Here is a 23,217-nt window from a genome sequence, read left to right as displayed (position 1 = left end):
TCACGTGAAACGTCGAGGCGATGACTACTCGCCGAGGAAGCTTTCGAGGTCGCGGACGATTGCGGCCTTCGGCTTGGCGCCGACGATGGTCTTGGCGACCTCACCGTTCTGGTAGACGTTCAGCGTCGGGATGGACATGACGCCGTACTTCGCAGCGGTGGCCGGGTTCTCGTCGATGTTGAGCTTCACGACCTGGATCTTGTCGCCGTGCTCGGCCGCGATGGCCTCGAGGGACGGCGCGATCTGGCGGCAGGGGCCGCACCAGGCAGCCCAGAAGTCCACCAGGACGGGCTTGTCGCTCTTGAGGACGTCCTCTTCGAAGGAGTCGTCGGTCACGTTCTTCAGGTCGCCGGCCACGGCGTCCTCCTTACTTCTTTGCGGGGTGTAGGGGAGTGCGGTGCGGGGGTCAGACCACAGGGGTCTTCTCGGGCTCGGCGACCTTCTCGCTGTCCGAGAGGGCGGCGAGGAAACGCTCGGCGTCCAGGGCGGCGGAGCAGCCGGTGCCGGCGGCCGTGATGGCCTGACGGTAGGTGTGGTCGACGACGTCACCGGCGCCGAAGACACCGGGCAGGTTGGTGCGCGTGGACGGCGCGTCGACCCTGAGGTAGCCCTCGTCGTCGAGCTCGAGCTGGCCCTTGAAGAGCTCGGTGCGGGGGTCGTGACCCACGGCGATGAACAGGCCGGTGACGGCGAGCTGCGAGGTCTCACCCGTCTTGGTGTTGCGCAAGGTCAGACCGGAGAGCTTCTGGTCCCCGTGGATCTCCGCGACTTCGCTGTCCCAGGCGAAGGAGATCTTCGGGTCGGCGAAGGCGCGCTCCTGCATCGCCTTGGAGGCGCGCAGCGTGTCACGGCGGTGGACGATCGTGACGGACTTGGCGAAGCGGGAGAGGAAGGTGGCCTCCTCCATGGCCGTGTCGCCACCACCGATGACGGCGATGTCCTGGTCCTTGAAGAAGAACCCGTCACAGGTGGCGCACCAGGAGACGCCGCGTCCGGAGAGGGCGTCCTCCTTCGGCAGGCCCAGCTTGCGGTGCTGCGAGCCGGTGGTGACGATCACGGCCTTCGCGCGGTGCACGGTTCCGGCGGTGTCGGTGACGGTCTTGATCTCGCCCGTGAGGTCGACGGCCACGACATCGTCGGGGACGAGCTCGGCGCCGAAGCGCTCGGCCTGGGCGCGCATGTTGTCCATCAGGTCCGGACCCATGATGCCGTCGCGGAAGCCGGGGAAGTTCTCCACATCGGTCGTGTTCATCAGCGCGCCACCGGCGGTGACGGCCCCCTCGAACACCAGCGGCTGCAACGACGCGCGCGCGGTGTAGAGCGCGGCCGTGTAGCCCGCGGGCCCGGAGCCGATGATGATCACGTTACGGACGTCGCTCACGGGTTTCTTCCTCGTCTCTGCAGACTGCCTACTGCCTACGGGGGCGGGTTACAGGATCTCACCCCACCCAACGGATCCTACGGGGCTTGCATTCCCGGGGCGTCGGAGCGGCACAGGCAAGGTCTCAGTTGCGAGGGTAGGACTCCGAATGCAGCAGGTTTCCCGGGCCGGCGGCTGCCTTGCCGACGCAGGCGGCATCGACGACGTACGCCTGGACCCGCGTCTCGTCGGTGGGATGCGCCATCACGACGAGGTAGGCGTCGACCCCCGCATAGCGGCCCTGCTCGAAGGCGAGGGGGCGATCGGACCGGCCGGTCCCCTGCTGGATGCATGCAGGCACCGAGGTCTCGGGTGAGCTCTTGGGCGAGACGGTGGAGGACTCGGTGTCGAGCGGCGGCACTTTCTCGATCCTCGGCTCGGCATGGGTGTCCGCAGCGAGCAGCGTGTGCACGCGGTCCTGGAGGGGCGCCCCGGAGAACTCTCCGGTGTCGGCGCTGACGCTGGCCTCCTTGGTGCTGGAGTCGCTCCCCGATTGCGTCTGCACCGACTGGAGGAGCATGACGCTGACCCCGACGGCGGCAGCGCCGAACACGGCGCCGAGCACGGCCACGCGGCGGCGGCGGGTCCGACGGTTACGGCCGGGGCCGGTCGCGGCACGCGAGTGGCCTGAGGGGCGGTCGGCGGCGGGGGCGGTCGCCTCAGCGGGAGACGGGGGCGGCGCCGTTTCACGTGAAACATGCGCGGGCTCGGAGGGGGCGCTGGCGGCCAGGAGGGCCTCGGCAGCGAGGGCGGCGTCGATCCGGCCGGCGATGTCGGCCGGCATCCGGCTGGCGCCGGGCAGCGTCCCCAGCAAGCCGCGGATCTCTTCGAGTGAGCTGCGGACATCTGCGCACAGGGAGCAGTCGTCGAGGTGAAGGCGGATCTCAGCAGCACGCGAGGGGGAAAGGACACCTTCGGTGAGGTCGGAGATCTCCGAGACATCCGGGTGCTGTGTTGTGCCGGCCCTGTCGGTCGAGGATGTCACGCGCGCCCACCTCCACCCTTCACAGCCGCAGGCCCGTTCGGCCCTGTGTCTCGTGCTCCCGACTCCGGTGGGACGGATGTCCCCGGCGTCCGGTTCCTTCCCCCGCTGACGTCGGGGTTATCCCCGCGCTCCGCACGGAGGTGGGTGAGCATGGGCAGCAGCCGGGCGCGGCCCCGGGCGCACCGGCTCTTGATCGTCCCGGTGGGTACGTCGAGGACCCGTGCGGCTTCCGCGACGGGGTATCCCTGCATGTCCACCAGGACGAGCGCGGCCCGCTGGTCCGGCGGCAGTGTGGCCAGCGCGGCCAGGAGCTGGCGATGGAGGTCCTGGCGCTCGGCTGGAGCCTCGGCGGACTCGTGAGGCTCCAGCAGCTGTTCCAGGCGCTCCGTGTCGTCGACCGGAGAGGTCTTACGGGATGCCGCCTTGCGGGCGCGGTCGAGGCAGGCGTTCACGGTGATGCGGTGCAGCCACGTGGTGACGGCGGACTGGCCGCGGAAGGTGTGTGCGGCGCGGAAGGCGGAAACGAGGGCGTCCTGGACCGCGTCCGCAGCCTCCTCCCTGTCCCCCAGCGTGCGCAGCGCCACGGCCCACAGCCGGTCGCGGTGGCGCCGCACGAGCTCGCCGAAGGCGTCGGGGTCACCGGAGACATGGCGGGCCAGCAGATCCTGGTCGCTCGCGTCGCCGAGTGTGGCGTCGTCCAACGGTGAGCCCCCTCCCCGCTTCTGTCAGCCGGTGAACGTGACGTCCGTGATGCCTTGCTTGTAACCGGTGCCGCTGAACTCGTCCTTCGACGAGTACGGCATCGCGGTCATCCAGAGCAGGACATAGCGGCTCGCCACCGGCTTCTTGGCCGTCAACTTCAGAGCCGATCCGCTGGTCTGTCCGGAGGTGATCTGCGTCATGGAGCTCACCGGGCCGGACGGGGACAGGGAATCGGCTGCGTAGAGGCTGATCGTGGTGTGATCTCCGCCGTAGCGCAACGCTATGGACGCGCTGGAGACGTCCTTTTCCGCACCCAGGTCGAAGACGATGCCCACACCCTGCTTCACCGACGGAGCGAACTCCGGTCCGTCGAAGTAGCTCTTGGTCCGCCAGTAGGTGGTGCTGTCGCCGTCGTGTGTCGCTCCCACATCCCCCGCGTTCTGGGGGGATCCGTCCGGGGCGTACTCCTGGGCCGCCTGAATCCTCAGGGGGACGGGAGCCTTGGGCTTCTCGTTCTCGCCACCCGTGACGGACGTCTGCGAGGTCTTGGGCTCCTGGGTGCCCTGCTCCTGGCCCAGCAGCTTGTCGGCCACCTGCCAGCTTCCGAGCCCCAAGGCCGCGATGAGGAGCGCGGACACGGCCCACTTCAGCGCCGTGCCCGTGCGGCTCTCCAGTGGGGCGGGCGGTGTGGGCGACACCTGCGTGACACCCATGCCCGGCCGGACGGCGGTGCGCCCGTAGTTGCCCTGCTGATAGGTGGTGCGCTGGTACTCCGGGGGCGCGGTGAAGACCGGCTCCGGCGGGCGGATGCGCGGCATCGCGGCGACCGCCTTCGCCAGTTCGTCGGGCGTGGTGCACGGCGGCTCCTGGCGGGAGGCGGTGGCACCGTCGTTGACGAGAGCGCGCATGGCGAGCTCGGACAGTCCCCGATGGACGCCGGCACGCACCTGGTCGGGTGCGACGAGGCCGACGCCCTTGGGAAGCCCGGAGAGGCCGTAGGCATCGTTCTCGTAGGGCCAGCGCTGGGTGAGCGCGGCATACAGCAGGGCGCCGATCGCCTCCGTGTCGGTGCGCTGGGGGCGGTCGGCGGAGATGCCGCGCAGTGCGGCGTTCACCGCGAGGCCACGGATGCGGTACTGGCCGGTGGAGGTCCGCAGAACCGCGCCAGGGGTCAGCCGCAGATGGGCGAGCCCCTCACGGTGGGCCGCGGCCATGGCCAACGACACCTGCTCGACGAGCTGGTACGCGTCGTGCGGTTCGAGAGGCCCGGAAGCCAGCAGCGTGGTCAGCTCGACGGCGTCGGGGAGCCATTCGTGGACGACGTAGACCAGGTCGTTCTCCTCGACGGCGTCGAGGACCTGGACGAAGCGCGGATCGCCGAGGAGAGCCGATGAGCGGGCGGCAGCGAGAACGGAACGGGCCCTGGGATGGTCCGCGGGCAGGAGGTGGACGCCGACGGCTCGGCGCAGTTTCTCGTCGACGGCACGCCAGCTGCTGAAACCGTCCAGACGGGTGACGCACTCCTCCAGGCGGTAGCGTCCGGCGAGTTTGTGGCCACTGTGCAGTTCGGGCGTCGACAGGGAGAGGTCTTTGCCCTCCGTCCCGGTCTCCCCCTCGCCGTCCGTCTCCGGTGCGGTCGTCTCCGCAGTCTTCTGGGATTCTGCCGCCCCGTCGGTCGTGGCCTTGCCCGCCTGCGCGGTCAGCGGTTCGTCCCCGCCGTTGTCGGCCACGTCGACGGCAGCCGTGCTACGTTCCGCCACCGTCGTTCCTGCCTCCCCATCCGTTGCGCCATATTCAAACGCCATGCCAATTGTGCCCACAGTCGGACGCTATGCACGACACGCGGCGTCCGACGAAGGTTGTGCCAGGGCCGGTCCGTCCTAGCGGCCGAGACGGCCACGGACCATGCCGACCATGGCGTTGAGCTCCTCGATGCGCATCCTCTTCGCCGCGACGAGGAAGACGCCCATCAGTACGGCTCCACCGGCGACCAGCGCCACCAACGAGCCGCCCGCGCCGCTGCCCAGTCCCGTCATGACGCCGAAGGCTGCCGCGCCGCCCGCGACCGCGGCCGGCACCGACGCCATGGAGAGGCGTGCATAGGTCCGCATCACGTGAGAGCCGTCCAGATCGCCGCCGAGGCGCTTCTTGAGCCGCCGCCAGGCGACCCCGACGCCCACCGCGTAGGCGAGACCGTAGGAGGCGCCCATGCCGACGACCGCCCACTGGGCGGGCAGCAGCGCGTAACACAGGGCGGATGCCCCGGCGTTGACCGCCGCGACGATGACCGTGTTGTAGAAGGGCGTCCTGGTGTCCTCGTAGGCGTAGAAGCCGCGCAGGACGACGTACTGAACGGAGTAGGGGATGAGGCCGAGGCCGAAGGCCATCAGGATGAAGCCCATGCCCCGTGCGGCCTCCTGGCCGGTGGACGCGAACAGCAGCGTGGACATCGGAACGCCCAGCGCGAGGAAGGCGAAGGAGACCGGGACGATGGCGACCGCGCTGTTGCGCAGACCCTGGGAGATGTCGTCGCGCACGGCGCCCGGGTCGTCGTCGTGGGCGGCGCGCGAGATGCGCGGCAGCAGGGCGGCCATCACGGAGACCGTGATGATGGCCTGCGGCATGCCCCAGATGAGCTGGGCGTTGGTGTAGGCGATGAAGCCCGCGCCCTGCTTGCCCGAGGCCTGGCCCGCCGCGGTGGCGAGCTGGGTGACGACGAGGACACCGGCCTGGTTCGCGAGGACGAAGAGCACCGTCCACTTGGCCAGTTTCACCGTCTTGCCGAGACCGTGGCCCTTCCAGTCGAAGCGCGGACGGAAGCGGAAGCCGGTCTCTCGCAGGTACGGAATCATCGCCAGAGCCTGGACGACCAGGCCGAGGAGCGTTCCGACGCCGAGCAGGCGGACACCCTCCGGCGGAATCGTCTGGACACCCATCTGCGATTCGGCCGAGGTGCCGTACACCCAGATGAAGAGGCCGAACGTCGTGATCATGACGATGTTGTTGAGGACCGGGGTCCACATCATCGCGCCGAACCTGCCGCGAGCGTTGAGGATTTGGCCCATGACGACATGGATGCCCATGAAGAAGATCGTGGGCAGGCAGTACCGGGCGAAGCTGACGGCGACGCTGTTTGCCGCCGGATCGCCGGCGATCGTGTCCGACATCAGCTGGATCAGCAGCGGTGCGGCGAACACGGCGATGGCGACGATGGCGCCGAGCGCCACCATCACCAGGGTGAGCAGGCGGTTGGCGTACGCCTCGCCGCCGTCCTCGTCGTTCTTCATCGCGCGCACCAGCTGCGGCACGAAGACCGAGTTGAGTCCGCCGCCGACGGTGAGGATGTAGATCATCGTCGGCAGGGTGTACGCGACGGTGAACGTGTCACCGAGGAGAGCGGCGCCCAGGGCGGCGGTGATCACCAGGCTGCGCACGAACCCGGTCAGGCGGGAGACCAGCGTGCCGGCCGCCATCACGGCGCTGGACTTCAGCAGACCGGAGGCCCGCCCTGCCGGCTTCTTGGGAGGCGCGGGCGCCGCCGGGGCGGGTTCGGGTGCCGGGGCCGGGCGACCGGAGGCCTGCTGGTCCCGGAAGAGGTGAGCGAACGCGTCGGGTTCCGGTTCCTTGTCACCGGCGCGGGTGACGAGGTCGTCCACGCCCGTGAACTGGGTGGTTCCGGCGGCGTCCCCGTACGGCAGGTGCCGGGAGGGACCCTCCGGCTCGGGCGGGGGCGTCTGTGCCCAGACGCGGGGGTCGGGGGCGTACTCGGACGACGGAGGCTGCTGGTAGAGCGGCTGCGGTTCCGGGTAGGTGCCGGGGGGCGGCGGAGGGTGCGCAGACCGGTCGTAGAGCGCCTCGGCCACCGGGTCCTGGGACGAAAGATCCTGGGCCTGGAAGGGGTCAGGAGCGTACGCGTCCTGGACGTAGGGGTCCTGGTAGGGCTCAGGGGCGGGCTGATGCGGCGGCGGGACCTGGCCGGGCGGGTTCCCACCCGCCTGGCCACGATCACCGTCGTACGGCGCGTTCATGACTACCCCACCTCATCGTCCCCGGCCGACCGGCCACACATCGCTCAACGGTCCACTTTCTCACCAGCGCCCGACGGGTCGCCGCTTTCGGGTCGGGTGTCCGGTCCCGGGTCACTCGCCTGCCCGGGATCCGGGCTGCCGATGTCACCCCGCGTGCTCTCCTCCTCGTCCGAGGCGGTGTCGTCGTCCGTCGGCACTTCCTCGGACTCCGCGCCCGCCGCCTCGCGAGCGGCAGCGCGCTTGCGCTGGGTGTACATCCTGATGCCTGCGAGGACCAGAAGCAGAACGCCGCCGGCGATGACGAGCATGACCGTCGGTGTGATCTCGGAGACCTTCACCGTGAAGTTCATGGCCTTGCCGTACAGCTTGCCGTCCTGCGTGTAGAGCTGCGCCGTCATCTGGACCTGGCCGTTGGCATTGGCCGATGCGGGGAACTTCACCGTCTGGCTGTGGCCGCCGTCGATCCGGACCTGCTGCTCGGTGACGCCCTTGTCGCCGTCGAGGTTCAGACGCGTGGGGTTGTGCGACGTGAGCCGGAGCACCAGATGGTCGATGCCCTGGACCAGCTCGTTCTGCACGGTGACCGGAATCGTGGCGCTCCGGCCCGAGAGGGTCACGTCCGACTTCTCGATCAGCAGGACCTCTTCGGTGAGGTCCCGCAGATAGCTCCGCACCTCGTCGCGGTATTGCTGGGCCGCCACGGGGTTTCCTCGCCAGGAAACCGACAGCTCGCGGTCGATCGCCCTGCCGAACGGTGTGTTCACCCGGTCCGCCTGGGTGAGGATGCCCTCGAACATGTCGAGGGTCTCCTGGGTGCCCCGGACGTCCTGGAAGGCCTCGACGGGCAGCTCCTGCTTACGGAGCTTGCGCGGGTACTGGGAGGTGCCGGGCACCTTGGTGTTGGCGTCGGCGTCCGGCTTGGAGTCCGCAGCCGCCACGAGGTCGAGCGGCTGGGTCCAGCGCTGGCCTAGGGCCTGCAGTGCTCGCGCCATGGACTGGGCCTGTGCTGCCGTGGGCACACGCTGCGGAGCGACGACGATGCTGCGCTGCTTGTCCGGGGCCTGGTGCGTCACGGCGAGCGACTGGGCGAGGAATTTCTGGACGGCGAGCGTCGAGGTGTCCGACCGGCTCATGTCGCCCTGGAAGGCCTTGGAGAGCCGTGAGTCGGCGACGACCGCGGTCGTGCCACCGCCGATGGGCCGCGCCGCCGTGGGTGTGTAGCCCAGGTTGTCCTGGAGGCTGTCACTGCGGGCGATCACGTTGTGCGCACCGGCCGATGTGGCCACATCGACGATCGACGAGTCGATCGCGCCCTCCACGGGCCAGGCGAAGTCGGTCGACGCGTTCACGTGGAGGACCGTCTCGACCGTCGTCGCGGCGACCTCGGTGGCCGGCTGGAGATGGCTGAGCGATCCGGAGACGGACTTGCCGCGGTGCGCCAGTGAGGCCAGGTCGGGATCGGCGAACGGCAGGGCGACGACCTTGCGGTCCTGAACCGCGGCTTGGAGATCGCTCAGCCAGCGCTTGGCCACGGCCTGGTTCTTGCCCTGGACCGTGGTGTTCCCCTTCTTGACCTGGTAATTCCGGGTCATGGCGTCCACGGTGGCCAGCAGGTCCGGATCGATGACCCAGGTGACCGGCAGCTCCTTGCCGAGGGAGACGAGCTGGTCGAGCCGCCCGCCGGTGGACAGCTCGGCCGCCAGCGACTCGTCCTCGAACACCGGTGTCTGCTGCTCGTCGGAGCCCGTCTCGGAGGTGAGATGCGTGGAGGAGATGAGCGGCCACAGATACGTGAGGCGGGTCTTCTTCTCCGGCGCCTCCGGCTGCCACGGCAGGAAGGTCCGCTCGATGCCCAGCACCTGGTCGAACGGCAGATGCGTGGTCTGTCCCGAGAGCGAGACGCCGAGCTGGTAGACGCCACCGTCCTCGTCGAGGTCGAGTTCGTCGGCCGGTACGGACAGCCGGAAGTCATGGCTGATGCCGGAGGCGAGGCGTGGGATCTCGAGTGAGTACTTGTCGTCCACCTCCGCACCGTCGAGGCCCGGGTCGTAGCCGGTGCGCTCGGCGGCGCGATCGATGGCCGTTCTGCCCAAGAGCTTGTGCCCGACCCGCAGATCGACGTGCGCGTCGGTGATCGTCTGCTTGCCCTCGTTGATCACCGTGCCGGAGATGGTGATCGTGTCCTTCTCGCCCGGTGTCGCCGGCGTGAACGTGTCGAGAGACACATCGACGGTCCGTGACCCGGTGGCGTCCTCCGCGGCATGCGCCGTCGGCGCCGCGGGGCCGCACAGCAGCCCGGCCACGAGTGGTGCGCCGGTGAGCAGCGAGGCTGAGCGACGCAGCCACCGGCGGGCAGGAGAAGTACGCATCCCCTGGAAGTCTGCCGCCTCGGCCACGCGCTCGCCCGTCCCTCGTCGTCTGCTTGCCGGTGGTGGTTCTCTGGTTCTTGCGTCCAGGCATGGTAACGATGCGCGCTGGGTCGAAGTGCCGCGGACTGCATCACAAGATCGCAAGGGGCTCCGCGGGCCGCCGTAAACGGGGGCGCTCCGGTCGGCCGGGGCACGTACCCTTTTCTGTTGTGCCGAACGCCAATGAAGACAACCCCACTGCCCTGAGCCAGGTGCAACGCCGCGCGGTGAGCGAACTGCTGCGGGTGTCCCCGGTCGCCGATGACCTTGCCCGCCGTTTCCAGGAGGCCGGGTTCAGCCTTGCCCTGGTCGGCGGCTCGGTACGTGACGCACTTCTCGGTCGGCTCGGCAACGACCTCGACTTCACGACGGACGCTCGGCCCGAGGACGTACTGAAGATCATCCGCCCGTGGGCGGACTCGGTCTGGGACGTCGGCATCGCCTTCGGCACGGTCGGATCCCAGAAGGAGGGCCGCGTCGGTGACGAGGTGCAGCGCTTCCAGATCGAAGTGACCACCTACCGGTCGGAGTCCTACGACCGGACGTCGCGCAAGCCCGAGGTGTCCTACGGCGACTCCATCGAGGAAGACCTCGTCCGTCGGGACTTCACGGTGAACGCCATGGCCGTCGCCCTTCCCGAGAAGGTGTTCATCGACCCGCACGGCGGCCTGGAGGACCTTGCGGCCCGTGTGCTGCGAACGCCCGGCACTCCTGAGGAGTCCTTCTCGGACGATCCGCTGCGGATGATGCGCGCCGCCCGGTTCGCGGCCCAGCTCGATTTCGAGGTCGCACCCGACGTGGTGGCCGCCATGAAGGCGATGGCGCAGCGCATCGAGATCGTCTCCGCTGAACGTGTGCGTGACGAACTGAACAAGTTGCTGCTGTCCGCGCACCCCCGGAAGGGACTGGGGCTGCTCGTCGACACCGGGCTCGCGGACTACGTACTGCCCGAGCTGCCGGCACTCCGCCTCGAGAGCGACGAGCATCACCGGCACAAGGATGTGTACGAGCATTCGCTCACCGTGCTCGACCAGGCGATCGGCCTCGAGGACGAGGGACCGGACCTGGTGCTGAGGCTGGCGGCGCTGCTCCATGACATCGGGAAGCCGAGGACGCGGCGGTTCGAGAAGGACGGGCGCGTCTCCTTCCACCACCACGAAGTGGTGGGCGCGAAGATGACGAAGAAGCGGATGACCGCGCTCAAGTACTCGAACGAGATGGTCAAGGACGTCGCGCGGCTGGTCGAGCTGCACCTGCGCTTCCATGGCTACGGGACAGGCGAATGGACCGACTCGGCGGTGCGGCGCTACGTGCGGGACGCCGGGCCGCTGCTGTCGCGGCTGCACCAGCTGACCCGCTCGGACTGCACGACCCGGAACAAGAAGAAAGCAACTGCGCTCTCCCGGGCCTACGACGGTCTCGAGGAGCGCATCGCCCAGCTGCAGGAGCAGGAGGAGCTGGACGCGATTCGGCCGGACCTCAACGGCAACCAGATCCAGGAGATTCTGGGCGTCGGCCCCGGTCCGGTGATCGGTAAGGCGTACGCGTTCCTTCTCGATCTGCGTCTGGAGAACGGACCGATGGAGCGCGATGCCGCGGTTGCCGCGCTCAAGGAGTGGTGGGCGGCACAGGGCTGAGCGTGAAACGGCGCGATGTTTCACGTGAAACATCGCGCCCTCAAGACGGTGGGGGCGGTGTTTCACGTGAAACACCGCCCCCACCGCTTTTCGCTAGACCAGCTCCCCCGTACGCCTCCAGCGCGCCAGCATCACGGCGACCCCTGCATAGATGACCGCGACCAGGCCGATGAGCGGAGCCGACCTGCCGTCCGGCGGCAGCATGAGGGCCGCGATGCCGGCCGCTCCGACGAAGCCCGCGTTGAACAACATGTCGTAGAGAGCGAAGATCCGGCCACGGAAGGCGTCGTCCGTGGCGGTCTGGACGATCGTGTCCGTCGCGATCTTCGCTCCTTGGGTGACGAGACCCAGAACGAAAGCGGCGACCAGTATCGGCCCGGGAGCGAAGGGCAGTCCCAGCGCCGGTTCGAGGACGGCTGCCGCCGCGGCGCATCCGACCATCCAGCCGTTCCGTCCGAGGCGCCCGATCGCCCAGGGCGACAGTACGGCGGCGGCGAAGAACCCCGCACCCGAGACCGCGAGTGCCAGGCCGAGGAGGGCGAGTCCGTCGGATTCGGTATCGGTCCACGCGTAGCGGCAGAGCATGAGCACCATCACGGTGAACGCGCCGTAGCAGAACCGCATGAGGGCCATCGCCGCCAAGGCGTGGGCAGCGGGCGGTCGCTGAGTCAGATGCCGCAGGCCGTCCAGCAGCCCGCGAGCCGTGGACGCGATCGCCGTGAGCAGGCGCGGCTGGACGAGCTCCGGATCGGGACCGAGAAGTTCGCGCCCCATGCGCAGCGACGCCAGGGCGGAGGAGAGGTAGAGCGCGGCCCCGACCAGTACCACCACGGCATCGGAATCGGCGACGGCGAGGCGGACCAGGAAGGCCAGCCCGCCGCCCGCGGTGGCGGCGAGCGTCCCGGCGGTGGGTGACACGGAGTTGGCCATGACGAGCCGGTCTGCGTCGACCACACGAGGAAGGGCGGCCGAGAGCCCCGCCAGCACGAACCGGTTGACGGCCGTGACGGACAGCGCGGAGGCGTAGAAGAGCCAGTCCGGCACCGAGGCCACGATGAGCAGCGCCGTGCAGCCTGCGAGCAGGGCGCGCAGGAGATTGCCGTAGAGGAAGACCTGTCGGCGCTGCCAGCGATCGAGGAGCACGCCGGCGAAGGGGCCCACGAAGGAGTACGGAAGCAACAGGACGGCCATGGCGGAGGCGATCGCGGCCGGCGAGGTCTGCTTCTCCGGGGAGAACACCACATACGTGGCGAGAGCGACCTGGTAGACACCGTCAGCCGACTGGGAGAGCAGTCGGACGGTCAGCAGTCGGCGGAAGTCGGTCAGGCGCAGTAGTACGCGCAGATCACGTACAGCGGGCATGCGAGCAAGCGTCACATACGAGGAGGGTCCCCGGGCCGATGACCCGGGGACCCTCCTCGATCGGACGGGACGAACGCTTAGCGCTCGACCTCGCCCTTGATGAACTTCTCGACGCTCTCACGAGCCTGGTCGTCGAAGTACTGGACCGGCGGGGACTTCATGAAGTACGAGGACGCGGAGAGGATCGGGCCGCCGATGCCCCGGTCCTTGGCGATCTTCGCGGCGCGCAGGGCGTCGATGATGACACCCGCGGAGTTCGGGGAGTCCCACACCTCGAGCTTGTACTCGAGGTTCAGCGGGACGTCACCGAAGGCGCGGCCCTCGAGACGCACGTACGCCCACTTGCGGTCGTCCAGCCAGGCCACGTAGTCCGACGGGCCGATGTGGACGTTCTTCTCGCCCATCTCGCGGTCCGGGATCTGCGAGGTGACGGCCTGCGTCTTCGAGATTTTCTTGGACTCCAGGCGCTCGCGCTCGAGCATGTTCTTGAAGTCCATGTTGCCGCCGACGTTCAGCTGCATCGTGCGGTCCAGGATGACGCCCCGGTCCTCGAAGAGCTTCGCCATCACGCGGTGCGTGATGGTGGCGCCGACCTGCGACTTGATGTCGTCGCCGACGATCGGGACACCGGCCTCGGTGAACTTGTCCGCCCACTCCTTGGTGCCGGCGATGAAGACCGGGAGGGCGTTGACGAACGCGACCTTGGCGTCGATGGCGCACTGCGCGTAGAACTTCGCAGCGTCCTCGGAACCGACGGGCAGGTAGCAGACCAGGACGTCGACCTGCTTGTCCTTGAGGACCTGGACGACGTCGACCGGGGCCTCGGTGGACTCCTCGATGGTCTGGCGGTAGTACTTGCCCAGACCGTCCAGGGTGTGGCCGCGCTGCACGGTGACGCCGGTCGCCGGCACGTCGCAGATCTTGATGGTGTTGTTCTCGCTGGCGCCGATGGCGTCCGCGAGGTCGAGGCCGACCTTCTTGGCGTCCACGTCGAAGGCAGCCACGAACTCGACGTCACGAACGTGGTAGTCGCCGAACTGGACGTGCATCAGACCCGGCACCTTGGCTGCCGGGTCGGCGTCCTTGTAGTACTCGACGCCCTGCACCAGCGAGGCGGCGCAGTTGCCCACGCCGACGATGGCTACGCGAACCGAACCCATTCCGGTTGCTCCCTGTGTGATCTCGGTATTCCGGATGAAACCCTGCGGAGCGCAGGGCCTCACTTGGCGGTGTCGTCGGACGGATCCGGCGGGGTGGAGCCGTCGGGAGGTGTCCCTCCGGATGACTCGTCGCCCTGGTGCCGGGGCAGGCCGCCCGTCGCTCCAGATGTGTTGTCCTGCTGAGCGGTGCTCTCGGGGGAGGGCCGTCGCTGCTCCCGCCCCGCCCGCTCGCTCTCGATGAGCTCGTTCAGCCAGCGCACTTCGCGCTCCACGGACTCCATGCCGTGCCGCTGCAGTTCGAGCGTGTAGTCGTCGAGGCGCTCGCGGGTGCGGGCGAGAGAGGCGCGCATCTTCTCCAGGCGCTCCTCCAGCCGGCTGCGGCGGCCCTCCAGGACCCGCATCCGCACCTCGCGCTCCGTCTGGCCGAAGAAGGCGAAACGGGCTGCGAAGTGCTCGTCCTCCCAGGTGTCGGGGCCGGTGTGCGAGAGCAGCTCCTCGAAGTGCTCCTTACCTTCCGCCGTCAGCCGGTAGACGATCTTGGCGCGGCGCCCCGCCAGCGATGCGGCGAGGGCGTCCTCGGGTGCGTTTCCCGGTTCCTCGATCAACCAGCCGTTGGCGACGAGCGTCTTGAGGCAGGGGTAGAGGGTTCCGTAGCTGAAGGCCCGGAAGATTCCCAGCGAGGTGTTGAGCCGCTTGCGCAGCTCGTACCCGTGCATCGGGGCTTCGCGGAGCAGGCCGAGGACGGCGAACTCGAGGATGCCTGAGCGTCTGCTCACTGTCGCCTCCCTCGCCCGTCGGTGCCCGTATGCCGGTCCGATGTGTCGTGCTGATGTATCGACTCGATACATCAGCACGATAGAGCGGCGCTTCGCATGCGACAAGGGGGCCCTTCGTGAGCGGCGTCACATCGTCAATTCGTCGGCGGTGAGTTGCCTGAAATGGGGTGAACTTCGACCCTCGGTGGGTTTTGACCGTGCGTAGTCTGTGCGGCATGCAGACCACTGGGAACCATGTGACGCCCCTGTGCGTCATCGCCGTGGATGCACAGCGGATGAGCTCTCCCCAGAGCTCGGCCGTATCCATTTCGGGGGGACCGGAACTCAACTGCCGCTTCCAGGCGTCTCGCCTGCCCGAGGAGTAGTCGTTCGATGAGCGAGCACCGACGCAAACCGCCGCAGCCGCAGGGTGGCGGGCGCGCCGCGGCCCGACGCGCCGCCCAGCAGTCCTCTGGGCGACGTGCAGCACCCGGGAGGGGTGCCACGTCAGCCTCCCCTTCCGCTTCTCATGGGGAGGAGCGTCCGTACGGTGGCAGAGCCGAGGCCCGGCGCGCCGCCCAGCGGGGCGGTGGTCGCCGGCGCGTGGACGAGTCGGGAACAGGTGGCAGGGCCGCGCGCCGCGGCGCCGCCGGAGCCGCAGCCGGGAAGAAGCGGCTGATCGACTACCCGCGACACGACAAGTACGGATGGCGTCGCTGGATGCCCTCCTGGAAGCTCGTCGCGGGACTGTGCATCGGCTTCATAGGGCTGCTGATGGTGGCCGCCGCCCTCGCGTACAGCATGGTCGTCGTCCCGAAGGTGGCGGAGGCGGCCACGGCCCAGAACAACGTGTACTACTGGGCCGACGGCTCCCAGATGGCCGCCACGGGCGGTGAGGTCAACCGCCAGATCATCGGTATCGACCAGATTCCGAGGGAGATGCAGGACGCCGTCATCTCCGCGGAGAACAAGACCTTCGAGAAGGACTCGGGCATCGACCCGATGGGCATCTCCCGCGCTGTGTTCAACATGGCACGGGGCCAGCAGACGCAGGGTGGCTCGACCATCACCCAGCAGTACGTGAAGAACGCGCGGCTCGACGACCAGAACCAGACCCTGAGCCGTAAGGTCCAGGAGCTGTTCATCTCCATCAAGATCGACAGCACGATGGACAAGCCCGACATCATGGCGGGCTACCTGAACACCTCGTACTACGGCCGCGGTGCCTACGGCATCCAGGCCGCGGCCCGGACGTACTACAACAAGGACGCCGAGGACCTGAACGCGAGCGAGTGCGCGTTCCTCGCCTCGCTCCTCAAGGGCGCGACGTACTTCGACCCGGCCGGCGCCACGGAGATCGACTCCAAGGCGACGGCGGCGGCCAACAGGGAGCGAGCCGAGGAGCGCTGGCGCTGGATCCTCGACGAGATGGTCAAGGACAACCGGCTCCCCGCCGAGGAGCGCGCCAAGTACACGGAGTTCCCCAACCCGCAGAAGCCGAAGAAGGACGCGCAGCTGAGCGGGCAGATCGGTTACCTGGTGGACCTGGCCAAGGCCAACTTCATGAACAACTACGACGGGATGACCGAGAAGAAGCTGGCGCAGGGCGGCTACGAGATCCACACGACCTTCGACAAGAAGAAGGTCCACGCGCTCGAGGCCTCCATCAAGAACATCTACAAGAAGCACATCGACCCAGAGAAGCGGCCGGAGACGGACACCCACGTCCAGTTCGGCGGCGCCTCCGTGGAGCCGGAGACCGGGAAGATCGTCGCGATCTACGGCGGTGCCGACGCGACGAAGCACTTCACGAACAACGCCGACGCGACGGGTGCCCAGGTCGGATCTACGTTCAAGCCGTTCGTGCTGGCCGCCGCGATGCGGGACGGGGTGCGCAACCCCGAGCTCAGTCCGGAGCAGGGGCCCAGTGAGCGCACCATCGTCGACCCCGACAAGAGCCGGTACAACGGAGCCAACAAGCTCAAGATCAAGAACTACGACGGCTCGATCTGGCGCAACGAGGAGGGCAAGGAGTGGCTGCAGCGCAACGACGGTGACGAGTCGTTCAAGAACATCAGCCTGCGCGAAGCCATGATCCACTCGGCCAACTCGCCGTTCGTGCAGCTCGGCATGGACATCGGCATCCCGCAGGTGCGGAAGGCGGCCGTCGACGCCGGTCTGCTCGAAACCAGCCTGGTCAAAGCGAACGTCCCCTCGTTCTCCCTCGGTATCTCGGACCCCAGCGCCATCCGTATGGCCGGCGCCTACGGCACCTTCGCGGCCAACGGAAAGCAGCGCGACCCGTACTCCGTGACGTCCGTCGAGTACCAGGGCAAGACGATCTACAAGCACGAGGACAAGGTCGAGACGGCCTTCACCAAGGCCGTCGCCACCAACGTCACGGACGTGCTCCGGGACGTCGTCGACGACGAGGAGGGCACGGGTAAGAACGCGCGCCTTCCCGGCCGTCAGGTCGCCGGCAAGACGGGTACCACCGACGACAACAAGTCCGCGTGGTTCGTCGGCTACACCCCGCAGCTGTCGACCGCCATCGACATGTACCGCCTCGACGACGACGAGAAGAGCGGCAAGAAGCGCGAGTTTCTGAAGATGTACGGCACCGGTGACCGGGACACGATCCACGGTTCGTCGTTCCCCTCCGAGATCTGGCAGACGTACATGTCCAAGGCGCTCAAGAACGCCAAGATCATGGAGTTCGACGAGCCGGAGGAGCTCGACGCCGAGGCCGTCTGGGGCGGCGGCGCGGTCAGCCCCAAGCCGACACCGAGCAGCAAGCCGTCCTCGAGCCCGTCCGAGTCGCCCTCCTCGAGCCCGTCGGAGAGCCCTTCGAAGAGCCCCGGCCGCCCCTCGGAGTCGTGCAACCCGTGGGAGGACTGGACCTGCGACCCCACCGGCGGTACCGATGCCGGCACCGACCAGGGCGGAGGCAACGGCGGGATCACCACGAGTCCGACGACGTCGCCGGGTACGGACAGCGGCGGAGGCAACGGCAACAATGGCGGAGGCAACGGCGGAGGCTTCATCGGAGGCTCCGACGGAACCGAGTAGCCGCCGCCCGTAGGCCGGCACCGCCAGAGGGCCGCCGTACCGGCAGGCGCAGCGCTTCGTGCCTGTGCCTGCCGGACACGGCGGCCCTCGTCGTGTACCCGGCCCCTTGCGGCAGGATGTGCACCATGCCCAGCGCAGAGGAGACGAGCGTGTACGAGGACCGCCGCGGTGTCCTGCCCGCACGGCGGGACAGTTCTGACGTGCGCCCCACACGGCGCGACAGGATCGCCGCGGCCGGCAGCGAGCTGATCGGTGGCCCCGCGGGCCGCCGGGCACGGCGCGCCGGCAACGGCCCGCTCACACCCGTGCGTGTCATCGCCCTGGTGACGATCGGCATGTTCGCGCTCGGCATGGTGCAGAAGCTGCCCTGCTACAACTGGGCCTGGTTCAGGGGCACCAGTTCGCAGTACACCCACGCCTGCTACTCGGACATCCCGCACCTGTATCTCGGCCGCGGCTTCGCCGATGGACGCATTCCGTACTTCGACCGGCTGCCCGGTGACATGGAGTACCTCGAATACCCGGTCCTCACCGGGCTGTTCATGCAGGTCGCCTCCTGGGTCGCCGACGCCGCCTCCTGGCTCGGGCTGTCGGGCGACGACATGATGCAGCGCGAGCAGCTGTACTGGATGATCAACGCGGGCATGCTGCTGATCTGCGCCGCCGTCATCGCCGTCTGCGTCGCCCGCACCCACCGCCGCCGCCCCTGGGACGCGCTGCTGGTGGCCCTGGCACCCGCGTTCGCGCTGACGGCCACGATCAACTGGGACCTGTTCGCGGTGGCCCTGACGGCCTCGGCGATGCTGATGTGGTCGCGCAGCCGGGTGCTCGCCGCAGGCGTCCTCATCGGCCTGGCGACGGCCGCCAAGTTCTACCCGTTCCTGCTCCTCGGGCCCCTGCTGGTGCTGTGCTGGCGTGCGGGCAAGTGGCGCGAGTTCCTCACGGCGGCCTTCGGGGCCGTGGCGGCGTGGCTCGTGGTCAACGTCCCCGTCATGCTGCTGGCGCCGGAGGGGTGGAAGAAGTTCTACAGCTTCAGCCAGGAGCGGCCCGTCGACTTCGGCTCGTTCTGGCTGATCATCACCCAGCGCACGGGCCGCTCGATCGAGGCGGAGACGGTCAACACGTACGCGATGCTCCTGACGATCGTGGCGTGCGCCGGTATCGCTCTGCTGACTCTCACCGCACCGCGCAGGCCCCGGTTCGCCCAACTGGCGTTCCTGGTCGTCGCCGTGTTCGTCCTCACCAACAAGGTCTACTCGCCGCAGTACGTACTGTGGCTGATCCCGCTCGCGGCGCTCGCCCGTCCGCGCTGGCGGGACTTCCTCGTCTGGCAGGCCTGCGAGGTCATGTACTTCCTCGGCATCTGGATGTACCTCGCGTACACCACCAGCGAGAAGCACCAGGGGCTGCCGCCCGAGGGATACCAGCTCGCGATCACCCTGCACCTGCTGGGCACGCTCTACCTGTGCGCGGTGATCGTGCGGGACATCCTGATGCCCGAACGCGACGGGGTGCGGACGGACGGCTCGGACGACCCCTCCGGCGGAGTGCTCGACGGCGCCGAGGACGTGTTCCCCCTGAGGCGCGCGGCCCGGCGGCGACATGCCGCGCAGACCGTGGAGGGGCCCCGGGTGGAATGGGGCACGCAGCCCGCCGGGACGGGGCAGGGCACAGAGGCTCAGCCGTCCGCCTGACGGCCTCGCGGAATCCCGCGCGGGCGGCAGACAGCGCCGGGCGTCCTACCGGTCGACGAGGCGGTCGAACTGCGTGGTCGTGTGCCTCAGGTGGGCGACGAGCTCGTCACCGACCCTGGGCTCGTCGGCGTCCGCGGGCACGAACAGGATCGACACCTGCATGTGCGGCGGTTCGGCGAACCAGCGCTGCTTGCCCGCCCACACGAACGGCGACAGATTGCGGTTGACCGTCGCGAGACCGGCACGGGCCACGCCCTTGGCACGCGGCATCACGCCGTGCATCGCCTTGGGCGCCTCCAGCCCCACGCCGTGCGACGTGCCGCCGGCGACGACGACGAGCCAGCCGTCGGACGCGGCCTTCTGCTGCCGGTAGCCGAAACGGTCCCCCTTGGACACGCGGGTCACGTCCAGGACCGCCCCGCGGTACTCCGTCGCCTCGTGGTCACCGAGCCACAGACGGGTGCCGATCCGGGCGCGGAACCGGGTCTGCGGGAACTGCTGCTGCAGCCGCGCCTGTTCGTCCGACCGCAGGTGGCTGACGAACATCGTGTGCAACGGCAGGCGGGCGGCACGCAGCCGGTCCATCCAGCCGATGACCTCCTCGACGGCGTCGGAGCCGTCGGTGCGGTCCAGCGGCAGGTGCAGCGCGAAGCCCTCGAGCCGCACGTCCTCGATCGCGGCGTGCAGTTGGCCGAGCTCCTGCTCGGTGATGCCGTGGCGCTTCATCGAGCTCATGCACTCGATGACGACCCGTGCCCCGACCAGGGCGTGCACACCGTCCACCGAGGACACCGAACGGATCACCCGGTCGGGCAGCGGCACCGGCTCCTCACCGCGCCGGAACGGTGTGAGGACCAGCAGGTCGCCGCCGAACCAGTCCTTGATCCGCGCGGCCTCGTACGTCGTGCCGACCGCGAGCATGTCGGCGCCGAAGCGGGCCGCCTCGTCGGAGAGGCGCTCGTGGCCGAAGCCGTAGCCGTTGCCCTTGCAGACCGGGACGAGTCCCGGGAACTGGTCGATCACGGACTTCTGGTGCGCCCGCCAGCGCGCGATGTCGACGTAGAGGGAGAGCGCCATGACCGGCCCGGAACCTTTCTGGTGGTTGCGGTGTAGCAAAGACATGTACGAGATTACGGAGTCCTTCGCGCCGCCGGAGCGGTCAGCGGCGCCCTCAGCGGCGCGACATGTAGATGTCCAGCGCCTTGTGGAGCAGCTTGTTCAGCGGGAAGTCCCACTCGCCGACGTACTCGACGGCCTCGCCACCGGTGCCGACCTTGAACTGGATCAGGCCGAAGAGGTGGTCCGTCTCGTCGAGCGAGTCGCTGATGCCCCGGAGGTCGTAGACGGTGGCGCCCATGGCGTAGGCGTCGCGCAGCATCCGCCACTGCATCGCGTTCGAGGGCCGGACCTCGCGCCCGATGTTGTCGGAGGCTCCGTAGGAGTACCAGACGTGTCCGCCGACGACGAGCATGGTCGCCGCGGACAGGTTCACGCCGTTGTGTCGCGCGAAGTACAGACGCATGCGGTTGGGGTCCTCGTTGTTGAGGACGGTCCACATGCGCTGGAAGTACGACAGCGGGCGCGGCCGGAAACGGTCGCGCTCGGCGGTGATCTCGTACAGGCGCTGCCACTCGGCGAGGTCCTCGTAGCGGCCCTGGACCACCTCGACACCGGCCTTCTCGGCCTTCTTGATGTTGCGGCGCCACAGCTGGTTGAAGCCCTTGAGGACGTCGTCCAGCGACCGGTTGGCCAGGGGCACCTGATAGACGTACCGCGGCTGCACGTCACCGAAGCCGGCTCCGCCGTCCTCGCCCTGCTGCCAGCCCATCTTGCGCAGCCGGTCGGCGACCTCGAAGGCCCGGGGCTCGATGTGCGTGGCCTCGACATCACGCAGGCGCTTGACGTCGGGGTCCTGGATGCCGGCCTTGATCGCGGGTGCGTCCCAGCGGCGGATGACGACGGGCGGCCCCATCTTGACGGAGAAGGCGCCCTGGTTCTTGAGGTGCGCCAGCATCGGCTGCAGCCAGTCGTCCAGGTTCGGGGCGTACCAGTTGATGACCGGGCCCTCGGGGAGGTACGCGAGATACCGCTTGATCTTGGGCAGCTGGCGGTAGAGCACCAGGCCGACGCCGACAAGGTCGCCGTTCTTGTCGAACCAGCCCAGGTTCTCCGAGCGCCACTCGGTCTTCACGTCCGCCCACGCCGGGACCTGGCAGTGACTCGCCGAGGGCAGGCTCTGGATGTAAGCCAGATGCTGCTCACGGCTGATGGTCCTCAGGGTCAGGCTCATGCGGGGCGCTCCTCGGCAGGTGTGTCCCCATGGGTACAGGGGCTCCGGCTCTCGCGCCGAAGCCTACTGGTCCGAGGAGGCGCTCCGAATGGCTGTACGCAAGAGCGGGCCGGTCGTGGCCCGCTCCCGATGCGCTGTGCGTCAGCCGAGGACTCCGCCGAAGAGGCCGCCGTGCGCCATGCCGAGGAAGAAGCCCACGGCCGACGCTCCGAGACCGATGATCAGCAGGAACCGCTCGCGCGTGGTCGCCGAGATGAACTGGCCGTACGCGCCCGTGACGATTCCGACAAGGCCGGTCCACGAGCTCAGCAGGTGGAGGTGGTGGAACATCGCCGTGATGAACGCGATGGCACCGAGCACCAGCGTCACCGCCATCAGGGTGTCCTGAAGCGGATGTGGCTTGCCGTCCGTGGCGAGGAGAGAGGCGGGGGACTGACGTCGCATTGCATGTGCCATGAGGCACCTCCTGGCTGTGCCGGAAGGCGGCGCATCGTAGCGCCGCGCGCACCCGATGTGTACAGATTGCGGCCATCCGCCACCGGATTTCAACCGGAAGCCGGTGTGCAGGTACTCTGTACGGTCTGCACCGGTGTCTGCCCTGGCCAGGACACGATCGCCTCTCGTCGAGCGGGGATTGTCAGTGGCGGCCGATACCGTTGCTCACGCATCACGACCCTCCTGCCACGGAACGACCGTGGCCGCTGAGTCCAAAGGAGGTGGGTTCCACATGCGTCACTACGAGGTGATGGTCATCCTCGACCCCGATCTCGAGGAGCGCGCTGTCTCCCCGCTGATCGAGAACTTCCTCTCCGTCGTCCGTGAGGGCAACGGAAAGGTGGAGAAGGTCGACACCTGGGGCCGTCGTCGTCTCGCTTACGAGATCAAGAAGAAGCCCGAGGGCATCTACTCGGTCATCGACCTGCAGGCCGAGCCTGCGGTCGTCAAGGAGCTCGACCGCCAGATGAACCTGAACGAGTCGGTCCTCCGGACCAAGGTCCTCCGTCCCGAGACCCACTGAGCACCTAGCTCAGAGGTCATCGGGTTCGAGTAGCAGCAAGCAGCCAGAAGCAATCCCCGCCGAGAGGTTCCCCCAATGGCAGGCGAGACCGTCATCACGGTCGTCGGCAATCTCGTCGACGACCCCGAGCTGCGCTTCACCCCGTCCGGTGCGGCGGTCGCGAAGTTCCGCGTCGCGTCCACTCCCCGCACCTTCGACCGGCAGACCAACGAGTGGAAGGACGGCGAGAGCCTGTTCCTGACCTGCTCGGTCTGGCGGCAGGCGGCGGAGAACGTCGCCGAGTCGCTCCAGCGCGGCATGCGCGTCGTCGTGCAGGGCCGCCTGAAGCAGCGGTCCTACGAGGACCGCGAGGGCGTCAAGCGCACGGTCTACGAGCTGGACGTCGAGGAAGTCGGCCCCAGCCTCAAGAACGCCACGGCCAAGGTCACCAAGACCACCGGTCGCGGCGGCCAGGGCGGTTACGGCGGCGGCCAGCAGGGCGGCGGCAGCTGGGGCGGCGGCCCCGGTGGTGGTCAGCAGCAGGGCGGCGGCGGTGCACCCGCCGACGACCCCTGGGCCACGAGCGCGCCGGCCGGCGGCGGCCAGCAGCAGGGCGGGGGCGGCGGCTGGGGCGGAAGCTCCGGCGGTTCCGGCGGCGGCTACTCGGACGAGCCTCCCTTCTAGGGCAGCTCGTACCCCCACTTCTTGAT

The 23,217-nt window shown here is 68.7% G+C and carries 18 protein-coding genes; 5 read left to right on the top strand and 13 right to left on the bottom strand.

Annotation, left to right across the window (positions count from 1 at the left end):
* Positions 1 to 24: 24 nt before the first annotated feature.
* The 7 genes from trxA to ACWD0A_RS02205 all read right to left on the bottom strand — a co-directional run bounded on the left by trxA (position 25) and on the right by ACWD0A_RS02205 (position 9,531).
* The gene (gene trxA / locus ACWD0A_RS02235) at positions 25 to 357 is read right to left on the bottom strand and encodes a thioredoxin (RefSeq protein ID WP_177149317.1); all 333 of its coding nucleotides are present in this window, start codon (positions 355 to 357) and stop codon (positions 25 to 27) included.
* Between the two features lie 49 nt (positions 358 to 406).
* Complete coding sequence (gene trxB / locus ACWD0A_RS02230) at positions 407 to 1,381, bottom strand: thioredoxin-disulfide reductase (protein WP_451293767.1); 975 nt, start codon at positions 1,379 to 1,381, stop codon at positions 407 to 409.
* A gap of 124 nt (positions 1,382 to 1,505) precedes the next feature.
* Positions 1,506 to 2,405: a hypothetical protein gene (locus ACWD0A_RS02225; protein ID WP_451293765.1), complete on the bottom strand. Its 900-nt coding sequence runs from the start codon at positions 2,403 to 2,405 to the stop codon at positions 1,506 to 1,508.
* Entirely contained in the window at positions 2,402 to 3,106 is a 705-nt protein-coding gene (gene sigM / locus ACWD0A_RS02220) for an RNA polymerase sigma factor SigM (protein WP_177149314.1), read from the bottom strand. Before sigM ends, ACWD0A_RS02225 begins: the two co-directional genes overlap by 4 nt.
* 24 nt (positions 3,107 to 3,130) lie before the next feature.
* On the bottom strand, positions 3,131 to 4,867 hold the full coding sequence (locus ACWD0A_RS02215) for a serine/threonine protein kinase (RefSeq protein WP_451293763.1): 1,737 nt from the start codon (positions 4,865 to 4,867) through the stop codon (positions 3,131 to 3,133).
* A gap of 120 nt (positions 4,868 to 4,987) precedes the next feature.
* Positions 4,988 to 7,135: a murein biosynthesis integral membrane protein MurJ gene (gene murJ / locus ACWD0A_RS02210; protein ID WP_451293761.1), complete on the bottom strand. Its 2,148-nt coding sequence runs from the start codon at positions 7,133 to 7,135 to the stop codon at positions 4,988 to 4,990.
* A 44-nt stretch (positions 7,136 to 7,179) separates the two neighbouring features.
* Entirely contained in the window at positions 7,180 to 9,531 is a 2,352-nt protein-coding gene (locus ACWD0A_RS02205; protein WP_451293759.1) for a DUF6049 family protein, read from the bottom strand.
* 182 nt (positions 9,532 to 9,713) lie between these two features.
* Here ACWD0A_RS02205 and ACWD0A_RS02200 point away from each other — a divergent pair, with 182 nt between their 5' ends.
* Positions 9,714 to 11,180, top strand: a complete 1,467-nt coding sequence (locus ACWD0A_RS02200) for a CCA tRNA nucleotidyltransferase (RefSeq protein ID WP_451293757.1) — start codon at positions 9,714 to 9,716, stop codon at positions 11,178 to 11,180.
* Positions 11,181 to 11,273: 93 nt separating this feature from the next.
* Here ACWD0A_RS02200 and ACWD0A_RS02195 read toward each other — a convergent pair whose 3' ends face one another.
* From ACWD0A_RS02195 to ACWD0A_RS02185, 3 genes are all read right to left on the bottom strand, one after another.
* The gene (locus tag ACWD0A_RS02195) at positions 11,274 to 12,542 is read right to left on the bottom strand and encodes an MFS transporter (RefSeq protein ID WP_451293755.1); all 1,269 of its coding nucleotides are present in this window, start codon (positions 12,540 to 12,542) and stop codon (positions 11,274 to 11,276) included.
* 77 nt (positions 12,543 to 12,619) lie between these two features.
* Positions 12,620 to 13,702, bottom strand: coding sequence for an inositol-3-phosphate synthase (locus ACWD0A_RS02190; protein WP_307714566.1), 1,083 nt, complete (start codon positions 13,700 to 13,702; stop codon positions 12,620 to 12,622).
* Between the two features lie 59 nt (positions 13,703 to 13,761).
* Positions 13,762 to 14,478 carry a helix-turn-helix transcriptional regulator gene (locus ACWD0A_RS02185; RefSeq protein ID WP_451293753.1) on the bottom strand — a complete coding sequence of 239 codons (717 nt, stop codon included), beginning with the start codon at positions 14,476 to 14,478 and terminating at the stop codon, positions 13,762 to 13,764.
* Between the two features lie 372 nt (positions 14,479 to 14,850).
* Here ACWD0A_RS02185 and ACWD0A_RS02180 point away from each other — a divergent pair, with 372 nt between their 5' ends.
* Both ACWD0A_RS02180 and ACWD0A_RS02175 read left to right on the top strand, forming a co-directional pair.
* On the top strand, positions 14,851 to 17,526 hold the full coding sequence (locus ACWD0A_RS02180) for a transglycosylase domain-containing protein (RefSeq protein ID WP_451293751.1): 2,676 nt from the start codon (positions 14,851 to 14,853) through the stop codon (positions 17,524 to 17,526).
* Positions 17,527 to 17,651: 125 nt separating this feature from the next.
* Positions 17,652 to 19,220, top strand: a complete 1,569-nt coding sequence (locus ACWD0A_RS02175) for a glycosyltransferase family 87 protein (protein ID WP_451293749.1) — start codon at positions 17,652 to 17,654, stop codon at positions 19,218 to 19,220.
* Between the two features lie 45 nt (positions 19,221 to 19,265).
* On the opposite strand, the gene ACWD0A_RS02170 is transcribed toward ACWD0A_RS02175, so the two are convergent.
* The 3 genes from ACWD0A_RS02170 to ACWD0A_RS02160 form a co-directional block, all read right to left on the bottom strand.
* Positions 19,266 to 20,297, bottom strand: a complete 1,032-nt coding sequence (locus tag ACWD0A_RS02170; RefSeq protein ID WP_177149304.1) for an alanine racemase — start codon at positions 20,295 to 20,297, stop codon at positions 19,266 to 19,268.
* A gap of 94 nt (positions 20,298 to 20,391) precedes the next feature.
* The gene (locus ACWD0A_RS02165; RefSeq protein WP_177149303.1) at positions 20,392 to 21,510 is read right to left on the bottom strand and encodes a lipid II:glycine glycyltransferase FemX; all 1,119 of its coding nucleotides are present in this window, start codon (positions 21,508 to 21,510) and stop codon (positions 20,392 to 20,394) included.
* Between the two features lie 141 nt (positions 21,511 to 21,651).
* On the bottom strand, positions 21,652 to 21,966 hold the full coding sequence (locus tag ACWD0A_RS02160) for a hypothetical protein (protein WP_177149302.1): 315 nt from the start codon (positions 21,964 to 21,966) through the stop codon (positions 21,652 to 21,654).
* A gap of 271 nt (positions 21,967 to 22,237) precedes the next feature.
* Here ACWD0A_RS02160 and rpsF point away from each other — a divergent pair, with 271 nt between their 5' ends.
* Both rpsF and ACWD0A_RS02150 read left to right on the top strand, forming a co-directional pair.
* Entirely contained in the window at positions 22,238 to 22,528 is a 291-nt protein-coding gene (gene rpsF / locus ACWD0A_RS02155) for a 30S ribosomal protein S6 (protein ID WP_004950685.1), read from the top strand.
* A gap of 75 nt (positions 22,529 to 22,603) precedes the next feature.
* On the top strand, positions 22,604 to 23,191 hold the full coding sequence (locus ACWD0A_RS02150) for a single-stranded DNA-binding protein (protein ID WP_451293746.1): 588 nt from the start codon (positions 22,604 to 22,606) through the stop codon (positions 23,189 to 23,191).
* The last annotated feature ends 26 nt before the right edge of the window (positions 23,192 to 23,217 follow it).

The sequence above is a fragment of the Streptomyces sp. NPDC002867 genome, from assembly GCF_053591895.1.
This window is presented reverse-complemented; position numbering and strand designations above follow the sequence as displayed.

What these genes read in the sequence shown, in the direction of transcription:
- murJ (WP_451293761.1), bottom strand. Translation starts at nt 7,135, where the DNA reads ATGAACGCGCCGTACGACGGTGATCGTGGCCAGGCGGGTGGGAACCCG.
- ACWD0A_RS02195 (WP_451293755.1), bottom strand. Translation starts at nt 12,542, where the DNA reads ATGCCCGCTGTACGTGATCTGCGCGTACTACTGCGCCTGACCGACTTC.
- ACWD0A_RS02190 (WP_307714566.1), bottom strand. Translation starts at nt 13,702, where the DNA reads ATGGGTTCGGTTCGCGTAGCCATCGTCGGCGTGGGCAACTGCGCCGCC.
- ACWD0A_RS02180 (WP_451293751.1), top strand. Translation starts at nt 14,851, where the DNA reads ATGAGCGAGCACCGACGCAAACCGCCGCAGCCGCAGGGTGGCGGGCGC.
- ACWD0A_RS02175 (WP_451293749.1), top strand. Translation starts at nt 17,652, where the DNA reads ATGCCCAGCGCAGAGGAGACGAGCGTGTACGAGGACCGCCGCGGTGTC.
- ACWD0A_RS02170 (WP_177149304.1), bottom strand. Translation starts at nt 20,297, where the DNA reads ATGGCGCTCTCCCTCTACGTCGACATCGCGCGCTGGCGGGCGCACCAG.
- ACWD0A_RS02165 (WP_177149303.1), bottom strand. Translation starts at nt 21,510, where the DNA reads ATGAGCCTGACCCTGAGGACCATCAGCCGTGAGCAGCATCTGGCTTAC.
- ACWD0A_RS02160 (WP_177149302.1), bottom strand. Translation starts at nt 21,966, where the DNA reads ATGGCACATGCAATGCGACGTCAGTCCCCCGCCTCTCTCCTCGCCACG.
- rpsF (WP_004950685.1), top strand. Translation starts at nt 22,238, where the DNA reads ATGCGTCACTACGAGGTGATGGTCATCCTCGACCCCGATCTCGAGGAG.
- ACWD0A_RS02150 (WP_451293746.1), top strand. Translation starts at nt 22,604, where the DNA reads ATGGCAGGCGAGACCGTCATCACGGTCGTCGGCAATCTCGTCGACGAC.